General features: G+C 69.1%; 18 protein-coding genes and 5 pseudogenes. 14 read left to right on the top strand and 9 right to left on the bottom strand.

Going from position 1 to position 23,643, the window contains the following annotated elements; genetic code table 11:
- Nucleotides 1-204 precede the first annotated feature (204 nt).
- Nucleotides 205-1,454, top strand: a pseudogene (locus A6P39_RS04075) (IS701 family transposase).
- 4 nt (nucleotides 1,455-1,458) lie between these two features.
- Here the strand turns inward: A6P39_RS04075 and A6P39_RS04080 are convergent.
- Together A6P39_RS04080 and A6P39_RS04085 are read right to left on the bottom strand one after the other, a co-directional pair.
- Nucleotides 1,459-2,019, bottom strand: a complete 561-nt coding sequence (locus A6P39_RS04080; RefSeq protein ID WP_275883800.1) for a pentapeptide repeat-containing protein — start codon at nucleotides 2,017-2,019, stop codon at nucleotides 1,459-1,461.
- Nucleotides 2,010-2,684, bottom strand: a pseudogene (locus tag A6P39_RS04085) (transposase); the annotation flags it as partial. The pseudogene A6P39_RS04085 and the gene A6P39_RS04080, both read right to left, overlap by 10 nt.
- On the opposite strand from A6P39_RS04085, the gene A6P39_RS04090 reads away from it, so the two are divergent.
- On the top strand, nucleotides 2,635-3,129 hold the full coding sequence (locus A6P39_RS04090; RefSeq protein ID WP_079133100.1) for an STAS domain-containing protein: 495 nt from the start codon (nucleotides 2,635-2,637) through the stop codon (nucleotides 3,127-3,129). The pseudogene A6P39_RS04085 and the gene A6P39_RS04090 sit on opposite strands and share 50 nt — an antisense overlap.
- A 142-nt stretch (nucleotides 3,130-3,271) precedes the next feature.
- On the opposite strand, the gene A6P39_RS04095 is transcribed toward A6P39_RS04090, so the two are convergent.
- Together A6P39_RS04095 and A6P39_RS04100 are read right to left on the bottom strand one after the other, a co-directional pair.
- Nucleotides 3,272-4,120: a SigB/SigF/SigG family RNA polymerase sigma factor gene (locus A6P39_RS04095; protein WP_443052816.1), complete on the bottom strand. Its 849-nt coding sequence runs from the start codon at nucleotides 4,118-4,120 to the stop codon at nucleotides 3,272-3,274.
- A 168-nt stretch (nucleotides 4,121-4,288) separates the two neighbouring features.
- On the bottom strand, nucleotides 4,289-5,272 hold the full coding sequence (locus tag A6P39_RS04100) for a heavy metal transporter (RefSeq protein ID WP_199840658.1): 984 nt from the start codon (nucleotides 5,270-5,272) through the stop codon (nucleotides 4,289-4,291).
- A 122-nt stretch (nucleotides 5,273-5,394) separates the two neighbouring features.
- Between A6P39_RS04100 and A6P39_RS04105 the strand changes: the two genes are divergently transcribed.
- The 4 genes and pseudogenes from A6P39_RS04105 (at nucleotide 5,395) to A6P39_RS04120 (ending at nucleotide 8,259) form a co-directional block, all read left to right on the top strand.
- Nucleotides 5,395-6,822 carry an FtsW/RodA/SpoVE family cell cycle protein gene (locus A6P39_RS04105; RefSeq protein WP_079133103.1) on the top strand — a complete coding sequence of 476 codons (1,428 nt, stop codon included), beginning with the start codon at nucleotides 5,395-5,397 and terminating at the stop codon, nucleotides 6,820-6,822.
- A 202-nt stretch (nucleotides 6,823-7,024) separates the two neighbouring features.
- Nucleotides 7,025-7,234, top strand: coding sequence for a hypothetical protein (locus A6P39_RS04110; RefSeq protein WP_199840657.1), 210 nt, complete (start codon nucleotides 7,025-7,027; stop codon nucleotides 7,232-7,234).
- Nucleotides 7,235-7,464: 230 nt separating this feature from the next.
- Nucleotides 7,465-7,808 (top strand): annotated as a pseudogene (locus A6P39_RS04115) (IS1380 family transposase); the annotation flags it as partial.
- Complete coding sequence (locus A6P39_RS04120; protein ID WP_067039308.1) at nucleotides 7,744-8,259, top strand: rhomboid-like protein; 516 nt, start codon at nucleotides 7,744-7,746, stop codon at nucleotides 8,257-8,259. The pseudogene A6P39_RS04115 and the gene A6P39_RS04120, both read left to right, overlap by 65 nt.
- Here A6P39_RS04120 and A6P39_RS04125 read toward each other — a convergent pair.
- From A6P39_RS04125 to A6P39_RS04135, 3 genes and pseudogenes are all read right to left on the bottom strand, one after another.
- Nucleotides 8,240-9,166 carry an alpha/beta fold hydrolase gene (locus tag A6P39_RS04125; RefSeq protein ID WP_067039307.1) on the bottom strand — a complete coding sequence of 309 codons (927 nt, stop codon included), beginning with the start codon at nucleotides 9,164-9,166 and terminating at the stop codon, nucleotides 8,240-8,242. The two genes, A6P39_RS04120 and A6P39_RS04125, sit on opposite strands and share 20 nt — an antisense overlap.
- Complete coding sequence (locus tag A6P39_RS04130; protein WP_234378702.1) at nucleotides 9,147-9,857, bottom strand: hypothetical protein; 711 nt, start codon at nucleotides 9,855-9,857, stop codon at nucleotides 9,147-9,149. The genes A6P39_RS04125 and A6P39_RS04130 overlap by 20 nt, the downstream gene beginning before the upstream one ends.
- Nucleotides 9,858-9,939: 82 nt before the next feature.
- A pseudogene (locus A6P39_RS04135) lies at nucleotides 9,940-10,383 on the bottom strand (MFS transporter); the annotation flags it as partial.
- A gap of 91 nt (nucleotides 10,384-10,474) precedes the next feature.
- Here A6P39_RS04135 and A6P39_RS04140 point away from each other — a divergent pair.
- The 6 genes and pseudogenes from A6P39_RS04140 (at nucleotide 10,475) to A6P39_RS04165 (ending at nucleotide 19,043) form a co-directional block, all read left to right on the top strand.
- Complete coding sequence (locus A6P39_RS04140; protein WP_067039319.1) at nucleotides 10,475-11,065, top strand: TetR/AcrR family transcriptional regulator; 591 nt, start codon at nucleotides 10,475-10,477, stop codon at nucleotides 11,063-11,065.
- A 147-nt stretch (nucleotides 11,066-11,212) separates the two neighbouring features.
- Nucleotides 11,213-12,664, top strand: a complete 1,452-nt coding sequence (locus A6P39_RS04145; protein WP_067039318.1) for an amidase — start codon at nucleotides 11,213-11,215, stop codon at nucleotides 12,662-12,664.
- Nucleotides 12,665-12,678: 14 nt separating this feature from the next.
- Nucleotides 12,679-13,020 carry a hypothetical protein gene (locus A6P39_RS04150; protein ID WP_067039306.1) on the top strand — a complete coding sequence of 114 codons (342 nt, stop codon included), beginning with the start codon at nucleotides 12,679-12,681 and terminating at the stop codon, nucleotides 13,018-13,020.
- Nucleotides 13,021-13,065: 45 nt separating this feature from the next.
- A pseudogene (locus A6P39_RS04155) lies at nucleotides 13,066-14,034 on the top strand (IS481 family transposase).
- Nucleotides 14,035-14,160: 126 nt separating this feature from the next.
- Nucleotides 14,161-14,592 carry a hypothetical protein gene (locus tag A6P39_RS04160; protein WP_159395922.1) on the top strand — a complete coding sequence of 144 codons (432 nt, stop codon included), beginning with the start codon at nucleotides 14,161-14,163 and terminating at the stop codon, nucleotides 14,590-14,592.
- 983 nt (nucleotides 14,593-15,575) lie between these two features.
- A complete protein-coding gene (locus A6P39_RS04165) occupies nucleotides 15,576-19,043 on the top strand; it encodes a S8 family serine peptidase (RefSeq protein ID WP_067039304.1) in 3,468 nt (1,155 codons plus the stop codon).
- Here the strand turns inward: A6P39_RS04165 and A6P39_RS04170 are convergent.
- Nucleotides 19,036-19,359, bottom strand: a complete 324-nt coding sequence (locus A6P39_RS04170; protein ID WP_159395921.1) for a hypothetical protein — start codon at nucleotides 19,357-19,359, stop codon at nucleotides 19,036-19,038. The two genes, A6P39_RS04165 and A6P39_RS04170, sit on opposite strands and share 8 nt — an antisense overlap.
- Before the next feature lie 109 nt (nucleotides 19,360-19,468).
- Between A6P39_RS04170 and A6P39_RS04175 the strand changes: the two genes are divergently transcribed.
- On the top strand, nucleotides 19,469-21,022 hold the full coding sequence (locus A6P39_RS04175; protein ID WP_079133099.1) for a helix-turn-helix domain-containing protein: 1,554 nt from the start codon (nucleotides 19,469-19,471) through the stop codon (nucleotides 21,020-21,022).
- 51 nt (nucleotides 21,023-21,073) lie between these two features.
- Here the strand turns inward: A6P39_RS04175 and A6P39_RS04180 are convergent, their stop codons facing one another.
- Nucleotides 21,074-21,793, bottom strand: a complete 720-nt coding sequence (locus tag A6P39_RS04180; RefSeq protein WP_067039303.1) for a hypothetical protein — start codon at nucleotides 21,791-21,793, stop codon at nucleotides 21,074-21,076.
- 567 nt (nucleotides 21,794-22,360) lie between these two features.
- Here A6P39_RS04180 and A6P39_RS04185 point away from each other — a divergent pair.
- Nucleotides 22,361-23,578, top strand: coding sequence for a serine hydrolase domain-containing protein (locus A6P39_RS04185; protein ID WP_067039302.1), 1,218 nt, complete (start codon nucleotides 22,361-22,363; stop codon nucleotides 23,576-23,578).
- Nucleotides 23,579-23,643 lie beyond the last annotated feature (65 nt).

The following is a 23,643-nucleotide window of genomic DNA, read 5'->3' on the forward strand; positions in this document are numbered from 1 at the left end:
GCTGGATCTGCCTCGACCCGAGCCGTCGCGGTGACCGACCGGAAGAGCACGGCCCCGATCCGACCCGGATCCACCAGGCCGAGCCGGATCTCGAAGTCTGCCATCCGCACCCCGCGCGTCACTAGTAGGGCTTGGTCAGCTTCATTCGTGAGTGGCGTGTCTGTTGGGCTCGGGTGTCGTTGTGGTGGTGTGACACCTGGGGAGATGGCCGAGGTCCGGGAGGACCTGGAGGCGTTCACGGCGGAGTTGTTCGACGGGTTCTTCCGTGCTGACCAGCGGCGGTGGGGGCAGGTGTATGTGCGCGGGCTGCTGCTGGACGGGCGGCGCAAGTCGGTGGAGCCGATGGCGGCCCGGCTGGGCGAGGACGGCAACCGGCAGGCACTGGCCCACTTCGTGACAACGAGCCCATGGAATCCGGCGCACGTGCGGGCCCGCCTGGCCTGGAAGATGCAGGACGCGATCAGGCCGGAAGCGCTGATCGTCGACGACACCGGTTTCCTCAAGGACGGGGACGCCTCGGCGTGTGTGTCGCGGCAGTACACCGGGACCGCGGGCAAGGTCACCAACTGCCAGGTGGGAGTGTCGCTGCACCTGGCTACCGACCGTGCCTCGGCCGCGATCGACTGGCGGCTGTTTGTGCCCGCTTCCTGGGATCCGGCCTCGCCGGAGGCGGATGCGGCCAAGGTCGCCCGCCGTAAACGGTGCCAGATCCCCGCCGAGGCCGGTCATGTGGAGAAGTGGCAGCTGGCCCTGGACATGATCGACGAGGCCCGCAGCTGGGGCGTCGACGTCCCCTTGGTCGTCGCGGACGCCGGATACGGCGACGCCACCGCCTTCCGCCTGGGGTTGGAGGAACGGAAGCTGGCCTACGCCGTCGGTATCTCCTCCCGGCTCACCGCTCATCCCGGACATGCGCGGCCGATCACCCCGCCTACCAGGGCATTGGCCGCCCGCCGGTGGCGACGTATCCGGACAAGCCGATGACGGTGAAGGAACTGGTCATCCAGGCTGGCCAGCAGGCGGCCCGGCCGGTGTCCTGGCGCGAGGGCTCCCGGCCGGGAACGGGCCGCAGCGGCTTCAAGCGCATGTACTCGCGTTTCGTCGCCCTGCGCATCCGGCCCGCCGGACGCGAGATCCGCCAGGCCACCAAGGGTGCGGAACTGTCCGAGCGCTGGCTGCTGGCCGAATGGCCCGCCACCGAGCCGGAGCCGGTGCAGTTCTGGCTGTCCAGCCTGCCTTCCGGCATGCCCCTGGCCACACTGGTGCGGCTGGCCAAGCTCCGCTGGCGCATCGAACACGACTACCGCGAGATGAAACAGGCCCTGGGACTTGCCCACTTCGAGGGCCGCACCTGGAACGGCTGGCACCACCACGTCACCCTCGTCTCCGCCGCCCACGCCTTCTGCACCCTCCGACGCCTGGCAGGCGCCCCAAAAGACACGGCGCAGGACTGAGCCTCTACCAAGCAGTCCGCGAGCTGCAGACACTCCTCGCCCTCTGGGCCGGCACCTGCCCCACCTGCCACCGAGACATACCCACCCCAATACGAACCTGACCAAGCCCTACTAGAGGGTCCTCACTCATCGCCGTGTTGTTGTGGATAAAGGGGGTGGGGTGGGTGTGGACCGCGGCGGGGGCGGTCAGGACCGCATGACTGAGGTCCACGGCCGCGTATCGCACCGTCAGGATCGCCGTCGATTTCCACCGCGTCCGCTGACACGCCAGCCTCCGCGCCGCTATCTCCAACGTCACCGGCATCACAAAGACCGCCCCAGATAGCGTCACCCACTCCGCGCATACCAACGGCCCCAACACCGACACACCCTCAAACCGCGCCCCGTCGAACCGGGCGGCGTCGGAGAACTGCGCCCCGCCGAACCAGGCGCTGGAGAACTGCGCCCCGTCGAACCGGGCGGCGCCGAGGGTCGATCCGGCCGAAGGATGGTTGTTCGTGTGGGCGACGCGCCCAGCTGGACAGGACCCCGACGACGCCGAGAAGAGCCTCCGTGTGCCTTCCAAAGGCCCATCGCGCCGTCGCCGACCACCAGTTCGGGGTCGCGCATGCCTCGGCGGCGGCAGCCGTGCAGCAGGTCGGCCCAGGAGTCGGTGGACTCCCGCAGTCCTTCCGCGAGCGCGATCAGCTCCTTGGTGCCGTCCAGTCGGACCCCGAGCAGCACCAGCAGGCAGGAGTGGGCCTGTCCGAGGCGGACCTTAGGGTGCACGCTGCCAGCCCATACGTAGACGAAGTCGCGGTCCGACAGGTCGCGTTGCTGGAAGGCGGCGTGGTCGTCCTGCCATTGCCTGGTCAGCCGGGGCACCGTGGCCGGCGACAGCCCAGCAGCCGATCCGAGGAACTGCTCCAGCGCGGGCACGAAGTCACCCGAGGACAGTCCGTGCAGGTAGGGCAGGGGCAGGACCTCGGAGACCTTCGGGGACTTGCGGCACCACGGGGCCAGGATCCGAGAGGAGAACCGCTTGCGCTCCCCGGTGGCCTCATCCATGCGGCGGTCGTTCACCCGGGGCGCGGTGACCTCGACCGGCCCGGCAGCGGTCGCGACGGTGCGGGGCCGGTGGTGGCCGTTGCGGACCACCAGGCGGCGTCCGCGCTCGTCCCGCTCGCCAGCCAACTCGGCTATGTACTGGTTGACTTCCGCCTCCAAAGCGGCGGCCAGCATCCGCCGGGCGCACGACGATTCGCCTCTCGCCACCCCGTACGCCTGCGGGTCTCTCGCGCTCATCCGTGTCACGGAAGACCTGGGCTGCTTCAGCTCGGCCGGTCTGGACGCGTACGCGGCTACGCTCATGCGGGATGGGCGATGTCACCTGGTCCTGGCCCTGTCGGGGGTCGGCTTCTGTGTCTCTGCCGGGTTGAACGCCCTGGTCCGGCTATGGCACGGAACCCGTGAAGCCAACGGGAGTCTCACCCTGGCCGCTGTCACCGCGCCCGTGCTCCGCGTCATCGAGATCACTGGCCTGCACGAGTTGCTGGCCATCGTGCCCACTGCGGGCGACGCCGTCGACAAGCGCGCCTTCGCCCAAGAGCAGTGTCAGGTTGAACTCCCAGGTCCCCGTGCCGAACACGACGCACCTCATGGCGAGAACCATGGAGAGGTGTCTGCCTTGTCTTGAAGGCTGAGGCGCGATGTGCTCTGCGACGCTGGTGGCGCCCGCGGAGGCAGCCGACGACAGGCGGGCGCCACCGGCTGCTCATCGGGAGAGGCGCAGGACCGACGTCGCCAGCCATCTTGACCGCCTCCGGACAGGCGCACCGTCAGGTGGTAGAGAGCATGCCGCTACGTAGGCGGGCCAGAAGTCGGGAGAGCAGGCGGGACACGTGCATCTGGGAGATGCTGAGCCGCTTGCCGATCTCGGCCTGTGTCCGCTCCTCGACGAACCGCAGATGAATGATCAGGCGCTCCCGCTCGCTGAGATCGGCGAGAAGGGGAGCGAGAGAGCGGAAGTCCTCCACGAGTTCCAGGGCCTGATCCTCAAGGCCGATGACTTCGGACAGCGCCGCCTCGTTGTCCTCGTCCGAGGAGCTGAGGGGAGCATCGAGCGACGCCGACGTGTAGCCGTTCGCGGCGATCTGGGCCTCGACGACCTCCTCCTCGGTGAGGTTCATCAAGGCCGCGAGTTCGGAGACCTTGGGTGAGCGACCCAGCCGACTCGCGAGTTCCTCCGTGGCCTTCGAGAGTTCGGCCCGTGCTTCCTGAAGCCGGCGTGGGACGTGTACCGCCCAAGTGGTGTCGCGGAAGAACCGCTTGATCTCCCCTACGATGTACGGCACCGCGAAGCTGGTGAACTGGACCTCACGTGCGATCTCGAAGCGATCGATGGCCTTGATCAGGCCGATGATGCCGACCTGGACGATGTCCTCCATCGACTGGCCGTTGGCGGTGCGGAAGCGGCTGGCCGCGTAGCGCACCAGCGACATGTTCATCTCGATGAGGGTGTTGCGGACGTACTGGTGCTCCTCGGTGCCCTCTTCGAGGACCGCGAGCTTGTCGAAGAACGCCTTGGACAGTTGCCTGGCATCCTCAGGTGCGACCTTCTGTGGCTCGCTGATCCGGGGCAGCTCCATGGCGGTCTCCGTGGTCGCACTGGCGCCTGTCGCCGTCACAAGCCCTCCCTGGTCGTCCTCGGCCCCGGCACAGTCTCCCGTCGGCCCTTGTCCGGCGCTTACCCCCCATAGCCGAGAGCACACCATCTGTGGTGGTTGTCCGTGCGCGTACGCGGTCGCTTGCTCCCGCACCGTGTACTGGCTGCGGGATGCCGATGACCGCGCCCGTCAGCTCAGGGTCACCGCCAGCGTCGATGCTTCCCCGGACGAGGACACGACTGCGGACGCGGATGCGGTGTGTGTCCAGCCCTGGTCTGACGCGGTGCTGCTCCAGCGCCGGCCGGCGAACGTCACGGAGGTGGCGTGCAGTTCGGTGGCGTGGCAGACCAGCCACAGGGCGAGGGACCAGCCCGTGGCCGTCCGATCGGCCGCGATCGGGTAGCTCACATTGCCGCCGCCGGTCGCGGGCAGGGCAGCCGGCACCCGGCCGAACTCGCGCCGGACGGCCGCCGCGACACCGGCGTGGCCCTGCGGCACCGAGCCCCCCGCGTCCACCGAACCAGCCGCGCCGTTCCCCCCAGCGGGGGCGCTCTCCTCGCTCGAGGCACTCGATTCGGTTCCGGCCGCCGTAGCTCCGTCCGCCATCGCCCCGCTCACCGTGCAGCTCAGCGCCGGCCCGTCCCGCCCCGTCAGCACGTCGGCCAGCGTCGCCGCCATGTCCTCGTGCTGGGCGTACGCCTCCGGGTAGTCGCTGTGCTGGACCTTCTGTGCGGCTACGGTGACCGGAAGACCGAGATAGTCCGGCACCTTGACCAGCGCGTCGAAGAACCGGCCCGACGCGTAGACGGGGTCAGTGATCTGGGCGGGGCTTCCCCAGCCCTGGGACGGGCGCTGCTGGAACAGACCTAGGGAATCCCGGTCACCGTAGGAGAGATTGCGGAGCTTGGACTCCTGGATCGCGGTCGCCAGGCCGATGGTGACGGCACGCTCCGGCAAGCCGCGCGCGTGGGCCACTGCGGCGATGGTCGCGGCGTGGGATGCCTGGTCCGGATCGAGCGTGACCGTCGTACCGTCCGGGCCGTTCGCCCTACACTCGTCGGGAGTCGGCGAGTGGATGTAGCGAACAGCGAGATAGCTCACGAGCGAGAGCACCACACCCAGCCCGATCACCACCGGCCACGCCTTGCGACGCCCCCACCTGCGTGCCGCCACGCCGACCCTCCTCTTACCTGGCCTCGGCTACAGTTCGTTTGCATTGTTGCGCAACCATATAACTCTGTTGGCCGTGTCCCTAATCGGGATTCAAGGCGATGGACCCGATCGAGGGGGAAGGCATGAGGGGTCGGCATGGACCGGCGAAACTGATCGTGCGGCCGGACCGGTCAGGGCGCCTTAGCGACCGGGGGCTAGAACTGGTCCTGCTGATAGGCGCCATCCTCATCTGCATATACGGCTATGCCGAGACGTCCCTCGCCGTCGCCGGGAATCTGCCGCCGGGCATGGCGACGACGTGCGCGGGGGCGGCCGTACTGCCGCTGGTGTGCCACGTCGTCGTACGCCGGTTCGCGCCGCAGGCCGATCCGCTGATCCTGCCGCTGGCCACGCTGCTCAGTGGTCTGGGGCTCGTCCTCATCCACCGGCTGGACATCGCGTACGGGACGCACTACCACCACTCGACGCCCGCGGCACCGGGGCAGTTGATGTGGTGCGGGATAGCCGTGGTGGTGTTCGCCGCAGCGGTGGTGCTGCTGCGGGACCACCGCAGGCTGCAGCGGTATCCGTACGTCACGATCGCCGTGGGCATGGTCCTGCTGATGGCGCCGGCGTTCTACCCCGGTGACGTCTACGGCGCCAAGCGGTGGATCTTCATCGGCCCGCTGTCCTTCCAGCCCGGAGAGTTCGTGAAGATCGTCATCGTGGTCTTCTTCGCCGGGTATCTGACGATGCGCAGGGACGCCCTCGCTCTCGCCGGACGGCGGCTCATGGGCATGTATCTGCCGCGCGGGCGGCAGTTGGGCCCGGTCGCGGCCGTGTGGATCCTGAGCCTGCTCGTCCTGATCTTCGAGCGGGACCTCGGTACCTCGCTGATCTTCTTCGGCCTGTTCGTGATCATGCTGTACGTCGCCACCGAGCGGACCAGCTGGGTGGTGTTCGGCGTCGTGATGTTCGCCGTCGGAGCCTTCGTCGTCGGCTCGTTCGAACCGCACGTCCACGGCCGTGTCGTCGCCTGGCTGCACCCCATGGACATCTTCCTCCCGCCCGACAAACGGCCGCCTGGGCTGGTCTCGGACCAGGCCGCGCAGGCCCTGTTCAGTTTCGGCTCGGGCGGCATCTTCGGCAGCGGCCTCGGCGAGGGCCACCCGGAACTCATCGGCTTCGCCGGGCGCAGCGACTTCATCCTCACCACGGTCGGCGAGGAACTCGGCCTGACCGGGGTGACGCTCGTCATCCTGCTCTACGCGCTGCTCGCCGAGCGTGGACTACGGACGGCCCTCACCGTCACCGACCCGTTCGGCAAGCTGCTCGCCGGCGGCCTGGCCTCGGCGCTCGTCCTCCAGGTCTTCGTCGTCGTAGGCGGAGTCACCGGGCTCATCCCACTCACCGGCAAGGCCCTGCCCTTCCTCGCCCAGGGCGGCTCGTCCATGGTCGCCAACTGGCTGCTGGTCGCCGTTCTGATCAAGGTCAGCGACACGGCCCGCCGGCCCCCGCCCGTCCCGGCCGTCGACGTCAGCGCCGCCGAGACCCAGTTCGTCCGGCCGTGAGCCCCTCATCACTTCCGACGAGAGAGCGGAGCCGCTCATGCCCCTCAACATACGGCTGTCCGGCATGGTGACTCCGCGCTGGGCCCTCTTCGGCCCTGACCGCAATATGCTGCGAGACCAGAGCGGAACGTAGACCGTCCGTCAAACGACGTGCCCGGATCAACGAATCCCCGACGCCGCCGTACGGGCCACTGTGCACGTGGTGTGCGAGCGGCAGTCCGAGACCCACGTGCGGGCCCAGCTGCTGCAGGCCCTCACCACCAGCGCCCTGGCACCAACCGGGCTGCGCGCCCGCCGCGAGGACGACGACCAGGCCACCAGCCTGCGCGCCACCGTCACCATCAGCGGCCAGGTCGCCCCCCGCGCTGGAGCAGGTCATCGCCCGGCTGTCACTGGAGCCGGGAGTGCGTGACCTGCACTGGCACCTGGAGGACGAGGAAACCGAGCACGACCGGCGCCGGGCACTGGCCTGATCACCTGGGCCGGAGCGCGTACGGATTCCGTAAGGGGACGGTCGGCCCCAGGACACGCGGCCCGTGCACAGACCACGATGGAAGACGGAGCAAGGAGGGAGACGGCGATGAGGCACCTGCCCCTCCCGCAGACCGGAGAGGGCGCCGCCTTTCTCGGCGTCCTGCTGCTGACTGCGCTGGAGATGACCGCGCTGGCCACGGCCCTGCGTGCCGACCGGCCGACCCTACGGTCTCCCGCCTCATCGACACACTCGCAGCCTCCGGGGAGAAGGCCCTGCGGGCCATCCGTGCCGCGCGGGCTGAAGTCCGCCAGCGTGTCTGGCGGTTGGCCGACCGGGAAGCGCCTGATGCGGGCGGGACGGTGCCCGTGGACCTCGACGGGGTGCTGGTGATCGCGCACTCGGACAAGGAGGATGCCGCACCCACGTGAAGCGGACCTACGGCCAACATGCGGGCCCTCGCGCTGATCGCGGCCGGCCAACTCCTCGGCACACTGGTGAGCGAAGGGCTGCTGGCAGCGCGGATCGCGGCGGGCCAAGCAGACCCGGCGCTGCGTGCGACGCTGGACGTCGGCCCGTCCTACGTGATCGTCTCGGCCCTGGCCGCCGTGGTGGCAGCAGGGGCCCGGCGGTGGCACCGGCGGACCGCGCTCGCCGCGCTCACGGTGCGCGCACCGCACATCACGAGCGGCCTGACCACGCTGGCAGTCACCCCCGTCGGCCACGTGACAGCACTGTCCACCGGCATGCTGCTGGCACGGGGTCTGCGGTCGTCCGACGCCCGCCACCACCACCTGCACCGACGGACGTCACGCGCAGCGCCGCTTCAGGCCGAGGGGCGTACCAATGGCCGCGTACCTTCTCTCATCCGGCCACCAGCACGGCGTCGGGTCACACCCCACGACAGACTGGACGGGACGGGGGCCAAGCCAATTCTGAGCGGCGTCAGTCGCCGCCGGCGATGAAGCCGGCTATGGCGGCAGCGACGGCTTCGGGCTGCTCATCGGGGATGAAGTGCCCGGCGTCGGGCACGATGACTCCGGTGGTGTTGTCGGCCCACGGGCTGATGGAGGCCGCCATGTCCGGGATGGAGCCGTGGCTGCTGGAGATCCCGAGGATGGGCACGGTCAGGTGCTGCCGCTCGAGCGCCTGGTGGTTCTTGCGCGCCGACTCGGCGGCGTCTCGGTAGTAGGCGAGGGAGGCGCGGAGGCCGCCGTCGGCGGCGAGGGCCGCTGCGTAGTGGTCGAGGTCGGCATCGTCGAATGCTCCGGGAGCGAGGGTTTTCGCCTTCAGGAACCAGCCGACGTACTCCCGTTCGCGGCCGGCCAGCAGCGTCTCGGGCAGGCCGGGCACGAGGTGGAACGCGAAATGCCAGGTCTTCCACGCCCGGTCCGGGTCGGTGGGAATCGTTTCCGGGAGGGTGATGCCGGGAATTCCGGCGTCGAGCAGGGCGACCCCGCGCAGATGGCTTTCGTAGTTGAGGGCGAGCGAGAAGGCGACCCAGGCGCCGATGTCGTGGGCGGCCAGCCAGTAGGCCGGCACTCCGAGAGCGTTCACGGCGGCGTGGACGTGGGCGGCGACCGTGTGGGTGTCGTAGCTGATCTCCGGGCGCTCGGAGTGGCCCTGGCCCGGCAGGTCGATCGCGATGACGCGGAACCGGCCGGCGAGGCTGGGCATGACCTTTCGCCAGGCCCGCCAGGTTTGCGGGAACCCGGCGAGCAGGACGACAGCCGGGCCGTCCGGCTGTCCGCCTTCGACGGCATGCAGGCGGACGCCGTCTGCGCCGACCCAGCAGTGGGTGAATCCGGCCAGGTCGTGCAAGGGCAGGTCGCGGACGGGGTTACTTTCGGAGTCAGCCATGGGATCCTCCATCGGTGTTGGGGTGTGCTGGTCCGGCGGTTCGCCCGAGGGCCAGGCCCGCGAGGGCGATGCAGATGACGAGGGCAGCCAGCGTGGTGCTCGAGATCCGGGTCCCGACGGCCTGATCGACAAGGCCCAGTAGCAGGACGGGGACGACGAGCCCGGAATAGATGAACAGGAAATACGTGGCGCTGAACTCAGCGCGGTTGCCGGGATCGCAGAGTGCGTCCGTGACGCCCAGGCCGTGGCGGAACAGAGTCCCGACAGCTGCCCCGGCGAAGACGGTGCCCACGATGAAGACCGGCGCGGAGCGGATCCAGAGCGCCGCCTCGATGACGATCATTCCGATGGCCAGCAGGGCTGTCCCGGTGCTGCGTCGCAGGATGGCCGGCGGTGCGACGACCTGAGCCAGCAGTGCGCTGATGAACAGGATTCCGACGCCTGCGCCGATGACGGCCAGGTTCGATATGTTCAGGTCGTCGCGTAGGAACGCGGGGGCCAGAGACGAGAAGAAGCCGTTCACGCCGGAGGCGGCAGCGGCGAGCACGCCGCTGGCGAGAAACGAGCGGGCCCGGCCCGCGCCGCGGGGAAGTGCCGGCCGACGAACCCGAGGCTGCCAGCGGGTCCTTCGGACTGAAGTCTCCGGCACTTTCAGCCAGGCAATGCCGGCCGCGGCACAGACGGCCAGGTAGCACCAGAACACGGTGCGGGTCGGTGCCGGGGGCGAACTGCGCGAGCAGACCCGCAGCGATGATGCCGAGGCTCAGGCCGCCGACGTTGGCGGCCGTGGCCAGCACGGATGCGGCCTTGCGGCCGGGCACGATTTCCGCGATTGAGGAGGTCGCTGCTGCGGTGATGAGGCCGGTTGCCGTGCCGCTGAGGACCCGTGAGGCCAGCAGGACGGCCAGGCCGTCGGCGAGCGCGAATCCGAGGGTGCTGAGCGCTGCGAGCGCGAGCGCCAGCGCGAGGACGGGACGGCGCCCGATCGCGTCGGACAGCGAGCCGGCCACGAGCAGCGTGCCGGCGACTCCTATCACGTAGGCGATGAAGACGAGGGTGGTGGTGACGAGCCCGAAGCCGAACTGCGACGCCCACAGGTCGTAAAGCGGGATGGTGAGGTTCCCGCCGGCCATGACGACGGTGTAGACGAGCACGACGGCGGTGGCCGGGGCTGCGTGGTGCGCCTGCCGCGACGTGTCGATGTCAGGGGGACGCCTGGCCTTGATCATGCCCGAAGGCTAGCACATCTTGAACTGATCAGTTCAGGATAGAATGATGGGCAGCATCCGGAACACCGACACATCGGCAAGGAAGTGCCACGTGGCAGGCAAGAAGCAGTTCGACATGGACAAGGCGCTCGATGCCGCGATGACCCAGTTCTGGCGCGCCGGCTACGCCGACACCTCCATCGACGACTTGTCCCGGGCAACCGGCCTGAACCGCAGCTCCATCTACTCCTCGCTCGGCGACAAGGACACGCTGTTCCTGCGCTGCCTGGATCGCTATGCCGCGCGCTACGGCGAAAAGTACGACGCCGCCCTATCGTGTGCGGCCTCCGAGCCCCTTGCCGCTGTCCGCGCGTTCTTCGATGTCACCCTTGAGCGCATCGCCGATCCCGACCTGCCCGATGGCTGTCTGATCGCCCAGTCGGCCATGGCGATTCCGGTGCTGAGCCCGGCCGTCGCGGCGCACGCCAAAGAGGCGCTCGGCTTCCAGCTCATGCGCCTGCGCGCCGCGCTGAAGGCCGGCCGATTGACCGACCAGGACGCCGAGGCTTTCGCCGTGCACGTGGCAGCCGTGAACCAGTCTCTCGCCGTCATGAGCAGAGCCGGGGCGAGTCCAGCACAGCTCCTGGCCGTAGTGGACGTGACCGTCAACGCGCTCTCGCAGACGTTGCGCGCGCACCTGTAGCCAGCCGGACACCCGCGGACCGGACGAGTGCGCCAGCACTACGACCATCGGGTCGAGGACCGCCAGGCAGATGAGCATGGAGACATCCACCCCGTTGTGCGAAGCGGCATTTCGTGCCCTCTTCGACAGGCCCATATGGTCGGATTCATGGAGTGGAACTTTCCGACGGCCGAACAACTCGCGGCTGCCTTGCGTGCCGGTGACGTGACCTCGGCGGAGCTGACCGACGAGGCGATCGCCCGTATCAAGCAGCACGACGATGCGGTCAACGCGATCTGTGTGCCGGACTTCGACCGTGCACGGGCCGCCGCGCGCGATGCCGACCAGGCGCGTGCCCGCGGTGAGGACCGGCCGCTGCTCGGCATTCCAGTGACGGTCAAAGAGTCCTACAACATCGCCGGACTGCCAACGACTTGGGGTATGCCGCCGCACCGGGACTACATGCCGGCCGAGGACGCGGTGCAGGTATCGCGGCTCAAGGCCGCAGGCGCGGTGGTGCTCGGTAAGACCAATGTGCCCTTGGGGCTGCAAGATATACAGAGCTTCAACGAGATCTACGGCACCACCAACAACCCCTGGGACCACCGTCGTACGTCGGGCGGATCCTCCGGCGGCTCAGCGGCGGCCCTGGCGTGCGGATTCGGCGCGCTGTCCATCGGCTCCGACATCGCCGGTTCGTTGCGCACCCCCGCGCATTTCTGCGGCATCTACGCGCACAAGCCGACACTCGGGCTGGCGGCGATCCGCGGCATGGTCCCGCCGCCCGGTCCGGCCCTGCCGGTCGAGCACGACCTCGCCGTCGTCGGTCCGATGGCGCGCACCGCTCGCGACCTCACGCTCCTGCTCGACGTCATGGCCGGACCCGACCCCCTGACGCTCGGTGTGGCGTACCACTTGACGCTGCCGCCCGCGCGCCACGAACGGCTCCGTGACTTCCGGGTCCTGGTCCTCGACGAGCATCCGCTCATTCCGACCGGGTCCGCCGTGCGGGCGGGCGTGGGCCGGGTGGCCGACGCGCTTGTCGACGGCGGTGCCCGCGTCGAGCGGGACAGTCCGCTGCTGCCCGATCTGACCGAAGCCGCGATGCTCTACAGGCAGTTGCTGTTTTCGGGCTCCGTTGCGCGTTTTCCCGTCGAAGCATACGAGCAGCTGCAGGCCCGCGCCGCCGGACTGAGCGCGGACGACCAGAGCCTCGATGCGGCACTGCTGCGCGGCATGGTGTTCAGCCACCGCGACTGGGTCGAGGCGAACAGCCGTCGCGAGCGCCACCGCCACGGCTGGCGGCAGCTCTTCGCCGAGTTCGACGCGGTGGTGTGTCCCATCACGCCCACTCCCGCGTTCCCGCACGACCACAACCCCGATCCGAGGGAGCGCCGGATCGACATCGACGGCGTCGAGTACCCGTACTTCGACCAGCTCGTCTGGGCCGGTCTGGCCACTATGCCCGGCCTGCCCGCCACCGCTATACCAGCGGGCCGGTCGCCCGAGGGTCTGCCGGTGGGAGTGCAACTCATCGGTCCGATGTTCGAGGACCGCACCCCGCTGCGGCTGGCCGAACTGCTTGAGCAGAAGATCGGCGGCTTCCAGGCACCGAAGTAGAGCGTACTACCTGGGTGTCCGTCGAGGACCACCCCGCCACCGCCGAATCACCGATGCACAGGGCCATCACCGATGTGATGGCCCGTCGGCTGACCGGCACCTCGACCCCGGCCCGGCGCGGCTCCTGGAACTGCCCGACACTGGCGCGGAATCCGGCCTACAGGCAGATCATGGCCGTGTTCGCCGAACCCGACCATCCGCTGCGGACACGGAGCGTGTGCGAGGCGATGGAGCTGGAGCTGGAGCTGGAGCTGGAGCGTACCGTCGCTCGGCGCTACCGTGGAATTCTCAGAACCGGCGCGGGCCCGGTAGGGGCGCCAGCGAGTGCAGCGGGGTACGCATGGATGCCAGTCTGACCGCGGCGGAGATCACGCTCTAAAACTGACGTTCATCGTTGACACCTGGGTCTCCGATCACTACGGAGATCCACATGCCGAAGTCCACCCCGCGAGGCCAGGCGGCGCCTGGCGGTGATACGCCACGTCGAAGAGGTCACCGGGAACGTCGCAATGTCCTGCCGGTACTTCGGGATCAGCCGGCAGGCCTACTACACCTGGTACCGCCGCTACCAAGCCAAGGGCATCAAAGGCCTGCGGACCCGGTCCAAAGCCCCGAAAACGTCCCCGAACGCGACCCACGTCGAGGTAGTCGGAAAGATCATCCATCTCCGGCAGAACTACCACTTCGGGCCCGAGAAGATCGCCATGTACCTCAAGCGGTACCACGACGTCACCATCAGCAAGTCCGGCGTCTGGCGCATCCTCAACCGTCTCGACATGGGCCGCCTGCCGGCCTCCCAGCGTTACAAGCGCCACGACCGCAGATGGAAGCGATACGAGAAGCAGCTGCCCGGCCACCGCGTGCAGATCGACGTGAAGTTCATCGAGCCGCTCGCCTCGATGCCACAGGGCCGCCGCGGCGGCCGCAACAAGTACTTCCAGTTCACCGCGATCGACGACTGCACCCGCCTGCGCGTCCTACGGATCTACCCCCAGCTGAACCAGGCCACCGCCATCCAGTTCCTCGACTACGTGATCCAACGCCTGCCGTTCCAGGTGGAAGTGATCCAGACCGACAACGGCGCCGAGTTCCAGTCGGCGTTCCACTGGCACGTGCTCGACAAGGGCATCGCCCACACGTACATCAAGCCGCGTACTCCGCGGCTGAACGGGAAGGTCGAACGCTCCCACCGCATCGACGCCTAGGAGTTCTACCGGCTCCTCGACGGTGTCGTCATCGACGACGCCGAGGTCTTCAACGACAAACTGCGCGAGTGGGAGGACTACTACAACTACCATCGCCCCCACGGCGGCCTCGGCGGCCAGACCCCCTACGAACGCCTCAAGCAGAAGACCACGGCCCAGGCGTAATCGGTGATCGTCAGTGGCACACCGACAGAGCAACCCAGGCAGTCGGGCGGGAAGCCGACTGTGGCCTACTCGGGTTGAGGCGCCGCGGCAATCGGCGCCACCAATAGCACGGGGAGAAACCAGACGATGACCATCCATAAGCGCATCGGCGCGCTGGCAGTGACCGCCGCCCTCACCGGACTCGCGGGCCTGGGACTGACAGTCCCCGCAAACGCCGCAGCCGGCCCCGATTCCAACGCCATGGCCCCGCAGAGCTGGAAGTGCCGTGACACCAGCGCATCCATGACCGGAGCCACGGTGTACGCATCTATCTGCTGGAGCGGCCACACAGCCAAAGCCGCCGGACAGATCTACGACACCAAAGCCGACAGGCACAGCGCCTGCGTCCTCATCATTCACAACACCACGTCCCAAATCACCCGCTGCGACCGCAAGGGCGCGGGTACTTCAACGCACTTCGTCACTGGCTCGTTCCACTTCAGCCACCCCGTTTGGATCAGGGCCTGCACCTTGTACGGGCCCAAGGCCGGACGAGGAGACTGCTCCGGCTGGCACTGACCCGCTCGGCGGGCACTCAGATCTCCAAGACTGAGCCTCCGCCCAAGGTCCTCGGGGCAAGTGGGTCGTGCCATTCACGTGCCAGATCCTGCGGGAAAGCACGACGAAGCTTCCCAAGCCAAGGGCTCAGGCACCGTCATCAGATGCCGGCCGTCGTAGCGGACTGTCGTCGGCTGAGGTTCGTGCCACAACCGTGCCAGCTGCAGGGGTCAGCCGCGGTCAGCACCGGTGCCCTGCGGTCGAGTGGTCGGCCGCTTTCTCGGTCGGCGAAATCGCAGTTGATGCCGCACGGCTGCGAGCATGATGTCCGCGGCGGCGTCTGCATCGGCACCTGCCTGGTGATGCACATGCACTGTGCTCCAGACCGAGCCGAGGCACCCCGCCCTGACGCGTCGGGCCGGCTTCCGGGCGGCCGCCGCGCCGAGCTGGTCGACCGCTGTCACTGTCTACTACCGCGACTGTGACCTCCCGCCCGTTCTTCGCGAAGTTCGAGGATTGGGCCTACACGGTGCACGAGTGCGTTCCGGCCACCGAGTGGAGAGTCCGCCAGGCCGCGGCGGGCAGGCCGGTGCGCCGCTGATCTGGTCCCTGGTCGCGGCTGAAGGCGTTCGTCAAACCAGTGGCCGGTGACGAACCGCCCCGGTACCTACAACGCGCCAACCACCCTATGCGAAAGCCACCATGCCGCTCAGCTCACTGCGCAACACATTCAGCCGGCTCAGCCCACACACACCACCCGCTGTCCCCTCGGCCCCGCAAGACTTCCCCTCAGCAACGAAAACGCGGCCCAGTTCGGCTGAGCGACAGCAGGCCACGAACCGGTTGCGGTGCAACTGCGTGATTACGCCCTTGTCGGGAAGGCGGCGATGCGCTGGAATGCGTGAGCTTGTCGGGACGGGTGTTCCAGCAGCATGCACGTGTCCGGCAACCGAACGCGTGTGTCTGGTGCGCCCCCTGACGTCTTACCAGACGAAAGGATGTCGATGTTCGGCTGGCGGAATCCGCAGCTGGCAGGCGTCACACTGGCCGCCGCGTCCATGGTCCTGGCCTTCGGGACCACCGCGAACGGCACACCGTTGACTTCTGCACCGAACGCACAGGCGCTCTCGGACACCAGAGCGCCGGCACCTGTGATCGTTGTTCTCAAGGACCAGATACCCACCACCCCCGCCGACTCCGGGCACTTGAAGGCCCGGGCCAAGGCGGCCACCGCCGCCCAGGCCCCGCTGCTGGCGAAGGTCAGGGCGAACGGCGGCACGCACATCAAAAGCTTCGTGGTCGGCAACGCCTTCGCAGCAACGGTAAGTCCGGCGCTGCGCGCGGCCCTGACCGCCGACCCCGCGGTCGCCTCGGTCGTCCCGGACGAGACGGTGCGCGTGACCCCGCCGGTCGCCACCGAACCCGGCACGCAGGGCGGTGCCAAGGGACCGAAGTCCGTCACGCCCAGCGCCCGCGGCGACGGCAACGGGAAGAACCCGTACGCCATCTGCCCCAGCGACCCGTCCAAGCCGCTGCTGGAGCCCGAGGCGCTCTACTCGACGCACGTCGAGGGCACCCCGGGTTCGCCCGGCGCCCATCAGATCGCCACCGGCAAGGGAGTGAAGGTCGCCTACATCGCGGACGGCCTCGACCCCGACAACCCGGACTTCATACGCCCCGACGGCACACACGCGGTCGTGGACCATCAGGACTTCTCGGGCGACGGCTGGGACGCGCCGAGCGGCGCCGCGGAGGCGTTCGGTGACGCCTCGGCGATGATTGCGCAGGGCCGGCAGAGCTACGACCTGTCGAAGTTCGTCAACCCCACCCACCCGCTGCCCGCCGGATGCAACATCCGGATCGAGGGTTTCGCGCCCGACGCGTCCCTGGTCGCGCTCAAGGCCGGTGGCACCACGTTCCCCAACTCGGCGATCCTCCAGTCCATCGACTACGCCGTCTCGGTCGCCCATGTCGACGTGCTCAACGAATCGTTCGGCAGCAACGTCACCCCGGACAGCGGTGCCCACGACACCATCTCGCTGTTCAACGACGAGGCGGTGGCCGCCGGTGTCACGGTGACCGTCTCCAGCGGTGACGCCGGCATCAACAGCACCATCGGCACCCCGTCCACCGACCCGCACGTGATCTCCACGGGCGCCTCGACGGACAACCAGAGCTATCTGCAAACCGGCTACGCAGCATCCCAGTTCTCCAACGGCACCTGGGCCGACAACCGCATCTCGGCGCTGTCCTCCGGCGGCTTCACCCAGGCCGGACGCACCGTCGACCTGGTCGCGCCGGGTGAGGCGGACTGGGCACTGTGCTCGCCGAAGACCAGCGAGTACACCGAGTGCACCAACTACAACGGCACCGGCAGCCCGGTCCAGCCGTTCGGCGGCACCAGCCAGGCCGCTCCGCTGACCGCCGGTGCGGCCGCCCTGGTGATCCAGGCGTACCGGGACAGCCACCACGGCCAGTCGCCAACTCCCGCGCTGGTGAAGCAGTTCCTGACCGGCAGCGCCCAGGACCTCGGCCTGCCCGCCCAGGAGCAGGGCGCCGGTCTGCTGAACGTGCGCGGCGCGGTGGAGGCCGCCCGCGGCTACCACAGCCCCTCGGGCGCCACGCAGAGCGACACCCTCGCTGTCACCACCGGCCAGCAGGACATCTCCGGCAACCCGGGATCCAGCCACACCGCCAACGTCACCGTGGTCAACACCGGCCACACCACCCAGACGGTGACCGGCGCCACCCGCACCTTCGCGCCACTGGCGAACTCCCGGCAGACCGTGCGGCTGAACTCCTCCACCGACCCGCAGTTCGCGTACGCCACCAACGGCGCGGCCTGGGCGCACCACGAGGTGAAGTTCACGGTGCCGCCGGGCGCCGACCGGCTGGCCGCCTCGATCGCATGGCAGGGCAAACCGCAGAAGTCGGGCTCGGCCACCGTGACCCCGGTGGTCCGGCTCACCCTGCTCGATCCGTCCGGGCGGCTGGAGACCAACACCCGCCCGCAAGGGGGCCCGGTGTCCGCCGACTTCGGCATCGTGGACGTACCGCACCCGGTTGCGGGCCAGTGGACCGGCATCCTGTACACCCCGGCCGGCAGCAACGGCTTCACCGGTCCGGTGCTGCTGGATACCGCCACCCAGCGCGCGGTGCAGGCCGGTTCGGTCAGCCCGCAGGTGACCAGGCTGGCGCCGGGGCGCAGCACCACCTTGCACGTCCGCCTCACCACCCCGAAGACCAGCGGTGACAGCGCCGAGTCGATCACCGTGGCCGGGTCCAACGGCCACACGACCAGCGTTCCGGTGATCCTGCGCAGCGTGGTCCCGCTCTCCGGCCGGGGCGGTGCCTTCACTGGCACCATCACCGGCGGCAACGCCCGTGACGCCTCGCCCGCGCAGTCGTTCAGCTACGCTTTCGACGTCCCGTCCGGTCACCGCGACATCCGCGCCGGGGTGACCCTCAGCGACCCGAACGTGCTGGTGCAGGGAGCGCTGATCAGCCCCGACGGCACTCCGGTCGACATCGAGAGCAATGCGCTGCTCGGCACCTCCGGTGCGCCGGCCGGTACCGCGCCCGGCGTGTCGGCCACCGCGGTCAACCCGGCGGCCGGGCGCTGGCGGTTCGTGCTGAACGTCCTCAACCCGGTCAGCGGCGCCGAGCTGAACGAGCCGTTCCGCGGCACCGTCGGCCTGGACCTGGACCGCGCGACCGCCACCGGCCTGCCGAACAGCACCAGCGCCAAGCTGGCGGCGGACAAGCCCACCACGATGCGCGTGACGTACACGAACAACACCGCGGCCACCCAGTTGGTGCAGGCCGACGGTCGGCTCACCAAGATGGTGGACGTCCCGCTGGTGCCGCAGGGCGCCTCGGCCACTGTCGCGCTGCCGCTGCACCCGACGTCGACCACCCCCGGCTTCCTGGTGCCCCCGGGCACCGACAGGCTGACCTCGGTCGCGGCCTCCTCGACGCCCGCGCAACTGGAGTTGAGCGCCACCGCCGGTTCCCCGGACTCCTTCGGTGACCTGAGGCAGGCGCAGCACGGTTCCACCGTCTCGGTCGTCAACGCACAGGGCAGCGCCGCGCAGCCGGTGGTCCCGGGCTTCTGGAGCAGCTACGTCCAGCAGATCGGCCCGTTCCCGGCCGCCGGTGCTCCGGCCGGTACGTCGACCATCACCACCAGCGCCCACACCCAGGCATTCGACCCAGCGCTGACCTCCAGCACCAACGACCCGTTCGCGCACGCGGTGAACGCCTCGGCTCCGACGCTCAGCCCGGTCACCGTCAAGCCGGGCGCCACCGGCTCGCTCGAGGTCACCATCACCCCGCGCGGCGCGAAGGGCAGCACCGTGCGCGGCGTGCTGTATCTGGTGACCGCTCCGGGTGGCGTGGCCACCGCCAACAACCAGATCGGCACCACCGGTTCGGTGCTGGCGGCGATCCCCTACAGCTACACCGTCAACTGACCCTCACCAGCCGTACCGCCGAGGCCGCCCCCGAACAGGGGCGGCCTCGGCTGCTGTTCAGGGCAGCGAGAACTGCTGCGCGGTCGCCCCGTATGCCGGCGGCCAGGGTGCGCGGTTCTCGTTGTCCGTCGGGGCGGACATCGGCGAGCCAGACCTCGAGGGCCAGGTGCTCGCTGCGGCGCTCGCGCACCATCGCGGCCAGGTGTCGGGCGTATTCGGTGGTCGTGGCCAGGGCGGGACTGCGTTCGCACAGCTCGCCGAGGCACTCGTGCTCGTTCTGTGACGGCTCCGGGCGGCGCGAAGGACCTGTATGCACCGTGCAGCGGTCCCTCCGGTGTCGGTCTCCACAGCGAGCCTTGTTGTGCCCCTGCCAGCAGCTGCCTACTCTGCGACCGAACCGACTTGCGAGTCTCTCGAGGGGCGATATGCACGGTGATCTGCGTGCGGGCACGGCGGCTGCCGGACGGATTCAACGGGCCGACGACGTGCTGGATATGCAGCGTGCCGCCCGCAAGGGCGGCACCAGGCCGGTGCTTCGCTGGCTGGCGGACCGCATCGGCGCCACCGTCTTTCTGATGGACTCTGCGGGTACTCCGGCCCACCTGCCCTACCCGCCTCACGCTCCCCTCGGCGACGCCGAGCGCGATCTCGCCCTGCGCGGTGCACGAGAGTTGGCTGAGCGGCGCCTGGGATCCGTTGCCATCGACCAGGACGGACTCACCTGCATCGTCCTTCCCCTCGACGGATCGCGGGGTGCCGCCGCGCCCCTTCTCGCTGCCGTCGTGCCCCGGCCGGCACCACATGAACTTCCGCTCCTGCTTGCGGATGCCACGTCCGTGCTGAGTCTGAGCTGGCTGGCGGAACACACCCGGCGCAAGCAGCATCGCCTGAGGATCGCCGAAGCCGGGACGCGCGAAGCAGTCCTGCAATTGCTCCTCAACGGCCATACGTCCACTGCGCGCCAGATCGCGAGGGCGTTGCGCCCGGCCCTGCCCGCGATGGTGCGGGTGTACGTCATCGAGGGCTCGCCGAGGGCTCGCGGCCAACTGCTCAGGGACCTGACCGATGCGGCCGAAGACGCATGGATCGTGACGTGCCCGGTGTACGTCGACCACCTCTTCATGCTTACGCCCGATGACGGCGCCCCGGCACGGGTCTGGTCCTCCGAGCTGGCAGCCACCTGCTGTATCGGAGAGAGCAGTGCCGTGCCCCTGCGGGAAACCGCCACCGGCTACGCCCAGGCCTTCCACGCTCTCGCCGCCGCACGCGGCCGCCCCGAACGGAAGGCCTCGTTCGCGGCCAACCCCGAGCTGGCACCGACCATCGGGCCTGCCGCGGCGGCCTGGGCCGAGGCTTTCCTCTCACCGATCCGTACCCACCGCGCCAGGCGGGCCCAGGACCCCGACAGCGCGGAACTGCTGGCCACCGCCGCGTCATGGCTCAGCTTCTCCTCCCGTGCGACGGCCCACCTGGATATCCACCGCAACACCCTGAGCGCGCGCCTGACATGCATCCAAGAACTGCTCGGCTTAGACCTGCATCGGCTGGCCGACCAAGCCGCGCTGGCACTCGCTCTGCGCACCGTCGCCGCAGACATGCCGCCCCCGCCAGAGGCGGACAGCGCACGGGCGGGGAACATGTTGCCCACCTTGGACGAACTCCTGTCGCTGCCCCGCGTCGCGGTGTGGGCCCAACAACAGTTCCGCCCTGTCACCTCGCCCGACGTCCCTGCATGCATCGCGGAGACCCTCACCACATGGCTGCGCCTCGACGCACGCATCGGCCCCACCGCGACCGCAATGTCCATCTCGACATCCGCCGTACGCAAGCGCCTGACACGCAGCGAAGCACTGCTCAAACGCTCGCTCCTACGATCCCCCAGCGCCATCCATGACCAGTGGCTCGCACTACGCGCCCTCGACCTGGCCGAACCGAGCGAAGTGCCGCGCCACTTCGCCGGCCTCTCCAGGAACACATGATGAGGCTGATGGGGGGCCGAGGCTCGTGCCCTCGCTGCCCCCGGTCCGAGGCTACGCATGGGCGCTGATCACGCCGCCGGCGCTGAGCACGATGTAGACGCGGTCGAGTTCGACACCGGCGTCGTGCCCGTTCGCGTCCAGCGTGGCGGACACGCCGCCTGCATCGCCGAGGATCCGCGCGCGGCAGTGGTCCTCACCGACCTTGGTGACCTTGGTCGTCCAGCCGCCCATGAGCTTGAAGGTGCCCGGTCCCTGGTGTCCTCCGCCCATCCAGGACTGGACCCGGCCGTCCTGCGTGAGCACGATGAACATGTCGTTGGCGTCGAGCCCGGCGGCCCGGTGGTTCGCGTCCATGGTGCCCAGGACGTCACCGCGGTGGACGATCTTGAGGAAGTAGTGCTGGCCACCGACCTTGTAGATCTCGGCCTTGCTGCCGTCGGGCAGGGTCTGGGTGCGGACAGGGGATGTCGTCTTGGGTGCGGTGGCAGGAGAGGTGGTGCGGTGCACGGCGGTCGTCTGCGTCTGCATGCCGGTCCGGGCCCTGTCCCCGCTGGCCTTGGCCCTGTCCTCGCCGGCTTTGGCCCCGGAGAGCCCGCCACCGTCACCTGTGGATGCGGACGCGGAGACGGAGACCTTCTTCCCCGAGCCGGCGGCGGCGTCCTTGCCCCCGCTCTGGCACGCGGTCAACGACAGTGCCGCCGCGGCGGCGACGGCCACCAGGCCGGCACAACGGGCAGTACGGGCAGTACGGCAGGCACGGTGCGCGGTCATGATGAAAACTCCCCCATGGACTGTCAGGCGGCACCTCCCCCTGCTCCCGCAGAGCGACCGACCGCATCGGCTGTTTCACTGCACCCCATGAGATGACGCCGAGGCGGGCATCGTTCACCCGGGTCTGTCCGCATTCGGTAACAAGAATCGCATCGGTGACCGCGCCGCAGGCGGTGGCCCATCTGGTCGGCTGGTCGGCCGGTCGCGGGATGACGACTGGTCCCAGGCCGCATCCGAGACGGGCGGGGTGAGGGCGCAACGAGCCGGACGACCCGCACATTGGGGTCCTGCGGCACGGAGCCGCCACCGCTGCCCGGGACCGTGTGTGCTTCGGATGCGGAGGCAGCGAACGGCGCCCGTTCGGCAGGCGGCGGCACTCGCTGCCGCCAATGTGTGCACAAGGTCGGCTTGTGGTGGCAGCCGGCGGCGTACGGTGCGCCCGGGGTCGGCTCGGGGTGAGTTCGGGGTCGGATCAGGGTTGGTCCCGATGCCTGGCCGGTCGGTTGCCGAGCAGGATTGATCACGTGGATACAGACCCTTCACACAACGCATCTCGGGGAGTCTCATATGAAATCGCTGGCCCGCCACGTCGCCGCCCTCGGCCTCGTCGGCTCCGCTGTCATCGGCATGGGTGCCGGTTCGGCCGCGCAGGCCTTCGCCGTGGGTGACGCCCGTCCCGGCGCTGCGAAGGTCTTCCCGCGGCTGGACCCGGCCGCGCTCCAATCCGCCATCGAGAGCCGGCCAACCGACGGTGCCTCCGGCGCGATCGCCCGGGTCGGCGAGCCGGGCCAGTTGTGGAAGGGGTCCACCGTCGACAGCCAGACCGGACGGAAGATCCCGACGAACGCGCACTTCCACATCGGCAGCATCTCGAAAGTCTTCGAGACCACCGTCGTCCTGCAACTCGCCGCCGAGGGCCGGATCAACCTCGACCGGACCGTTCAGCAGTACATGCCCGGTCTGCTCCCGGACACCTTCCAGCCGATCACCATCCGCGAACTCATCAACTACACCAGCGGGCTTCCGGACGTGGACGAGGGCAAACCCGCGCAGGGAGCCGACGAGACGATCGCCAACCGCTACGAGTACCGCACCTTCGACGACATCATCAGGACCACCCTGCGCCCCGCCGACCGCCTTTGGCCCGGTCCGCACTTCGCGCCAGGGACCGAGCAGGAGTACAACTCCCTCGGTTTCCGGATCGCGGGCAGACTCATCGAGCAGATCACCGGCCACTCGTTCAAGGAGGAGGTCACCGAACGCATCCTGAAGCCTCTGCAACTCGAACAGACCTCGGTGCCCGAGGACGACGCCGTAATGCCCCGGCCCTACCTCCACGGATACGTGACCGACAGTCACGGCCAGGCGGTGGACGTCAGCGAGCAGGGCGGTGATCCCTCCAACATGATCTCCACCCCGGCCGACCTGGACCGCTTCATCACTGCCCTGTTCCAGGGCCGCCTGCTGCCCCCCGCTCAGCTCGAAGAGATGTTCACCCTGCCCAGGGACAACGAGGCAAGGCTCGTCCCGTTCATCGGCACCAGTTGCAACAAGGTGGCTTGCTTCGGCGCCGCCCTGATGTCGACCCCGCTGCCCGGCGGGGGCGTGCTCTGGGGCAAGACCGGCCACGACTTCGGCTACGCCAACGGCATGTTCGCGACCCGCGACCTGTCCCTGCGCGGCATCTACTCGGTCTCCAACCTGAGCCTCGACTTCGGGACGAAGACCCCGCTGGCCAACCGCCTGCTGACGGCGGTCGTAGCACCCGCAGCCGGGCCGCGCTGAGCTGGGCAGAACTGGGTCCACGAGGGGATTCGGGGCTGGTCTTGGCCCCTGGCGTGGTTTGCGAA

Source organism: Streptomyces sp. FXJ1.172, assembly GCF_001636945.3.
In the GTDB taxonomy this organism is placed as follows: Bacteria; Actinomycetota; Actinomycetes; order Streptomycetales; family Streptomycetaceae; genus Streptomyces.

What these genes read in the sequence shown, in the direction of transcription:
- A6P39_RS04185 (WP_067039302.1), top strand. Translation starts at nt 22,361, where the DNA reads ATGAAATCGCTGGCCCGCCACGTCGCCGCCCTCGGCCTCGTCGGCTCC.
- A6P39_RS04090 (WP_079133100.1), top strand. Translation starts at nt 2,635, where the DNA reads ATGTACTGGTTGACTTCCGCCTCCAAAGCGGCGGCCAGCATCCGCCGG.
- A6P39_RS04145 (WP_067039318.1), top strand. Translation starts at nt 11,213, where the DNA reads ATGGAGTGGAACTTTCCGACGGCCGAACAACTCGCGGCTGCCTTGCGT.
- A6P39_RS04120 (WP_067039308.1), top strand. Translation starts at nt 7,744, where the DNA reads ATGCGGGCCCTCGCGCTGATCGCGGCCGGCCAACTCCTCGGCACACTG.
- A6P39_RS04165 (WP_067039304.1), top strand. Translation starts at nt 15,576, where the DNA reads ATGTTCGGCTGGCGGAATCCGCAGCTGGCAGGCGTCACACTGGCCGCC.
- A6P39_RS04180 (WP_067039303.1), bottom strand. Translation starts at nt 21,793, where the DNA reads ATGACCGCGCACCGTGCCTGCCGTACTGCCCGTACTGCCCGTTGTGCC.
- A6P39_RS04175 (WP_079133099.1), top strand. Translation starts at nt 19,469, where the DNA reads ATGCACGGTGATCTGCGTGCGGGCACGGCGGCTGCCGGACGGATTCAA.
- A6P39_RS04125 (WP_067039307.1), bottom strand. Translation starts at nt 9,166, where the DNA reads ATGGAGGATCCCATGGCTGACTCCGAAAGTAACCCCGTCCGCGACCTG.
- A6P39_RS04160 (WP_159395922.1), top strand. Translation starts at nt 14,161, where the DNA reads ATGACCATCCATAAGCGCATCGGCGCGCTGGCAGTGACCGCCGCCCTC.
- A6P39_RS04105 (WP_079133103.1), top strand. Translation starts at nt 5,395, where the DNA reads ATGAGGGGTCGGCATGGACCGGCGAAACTGATCGTGCGGCCGGACCGG.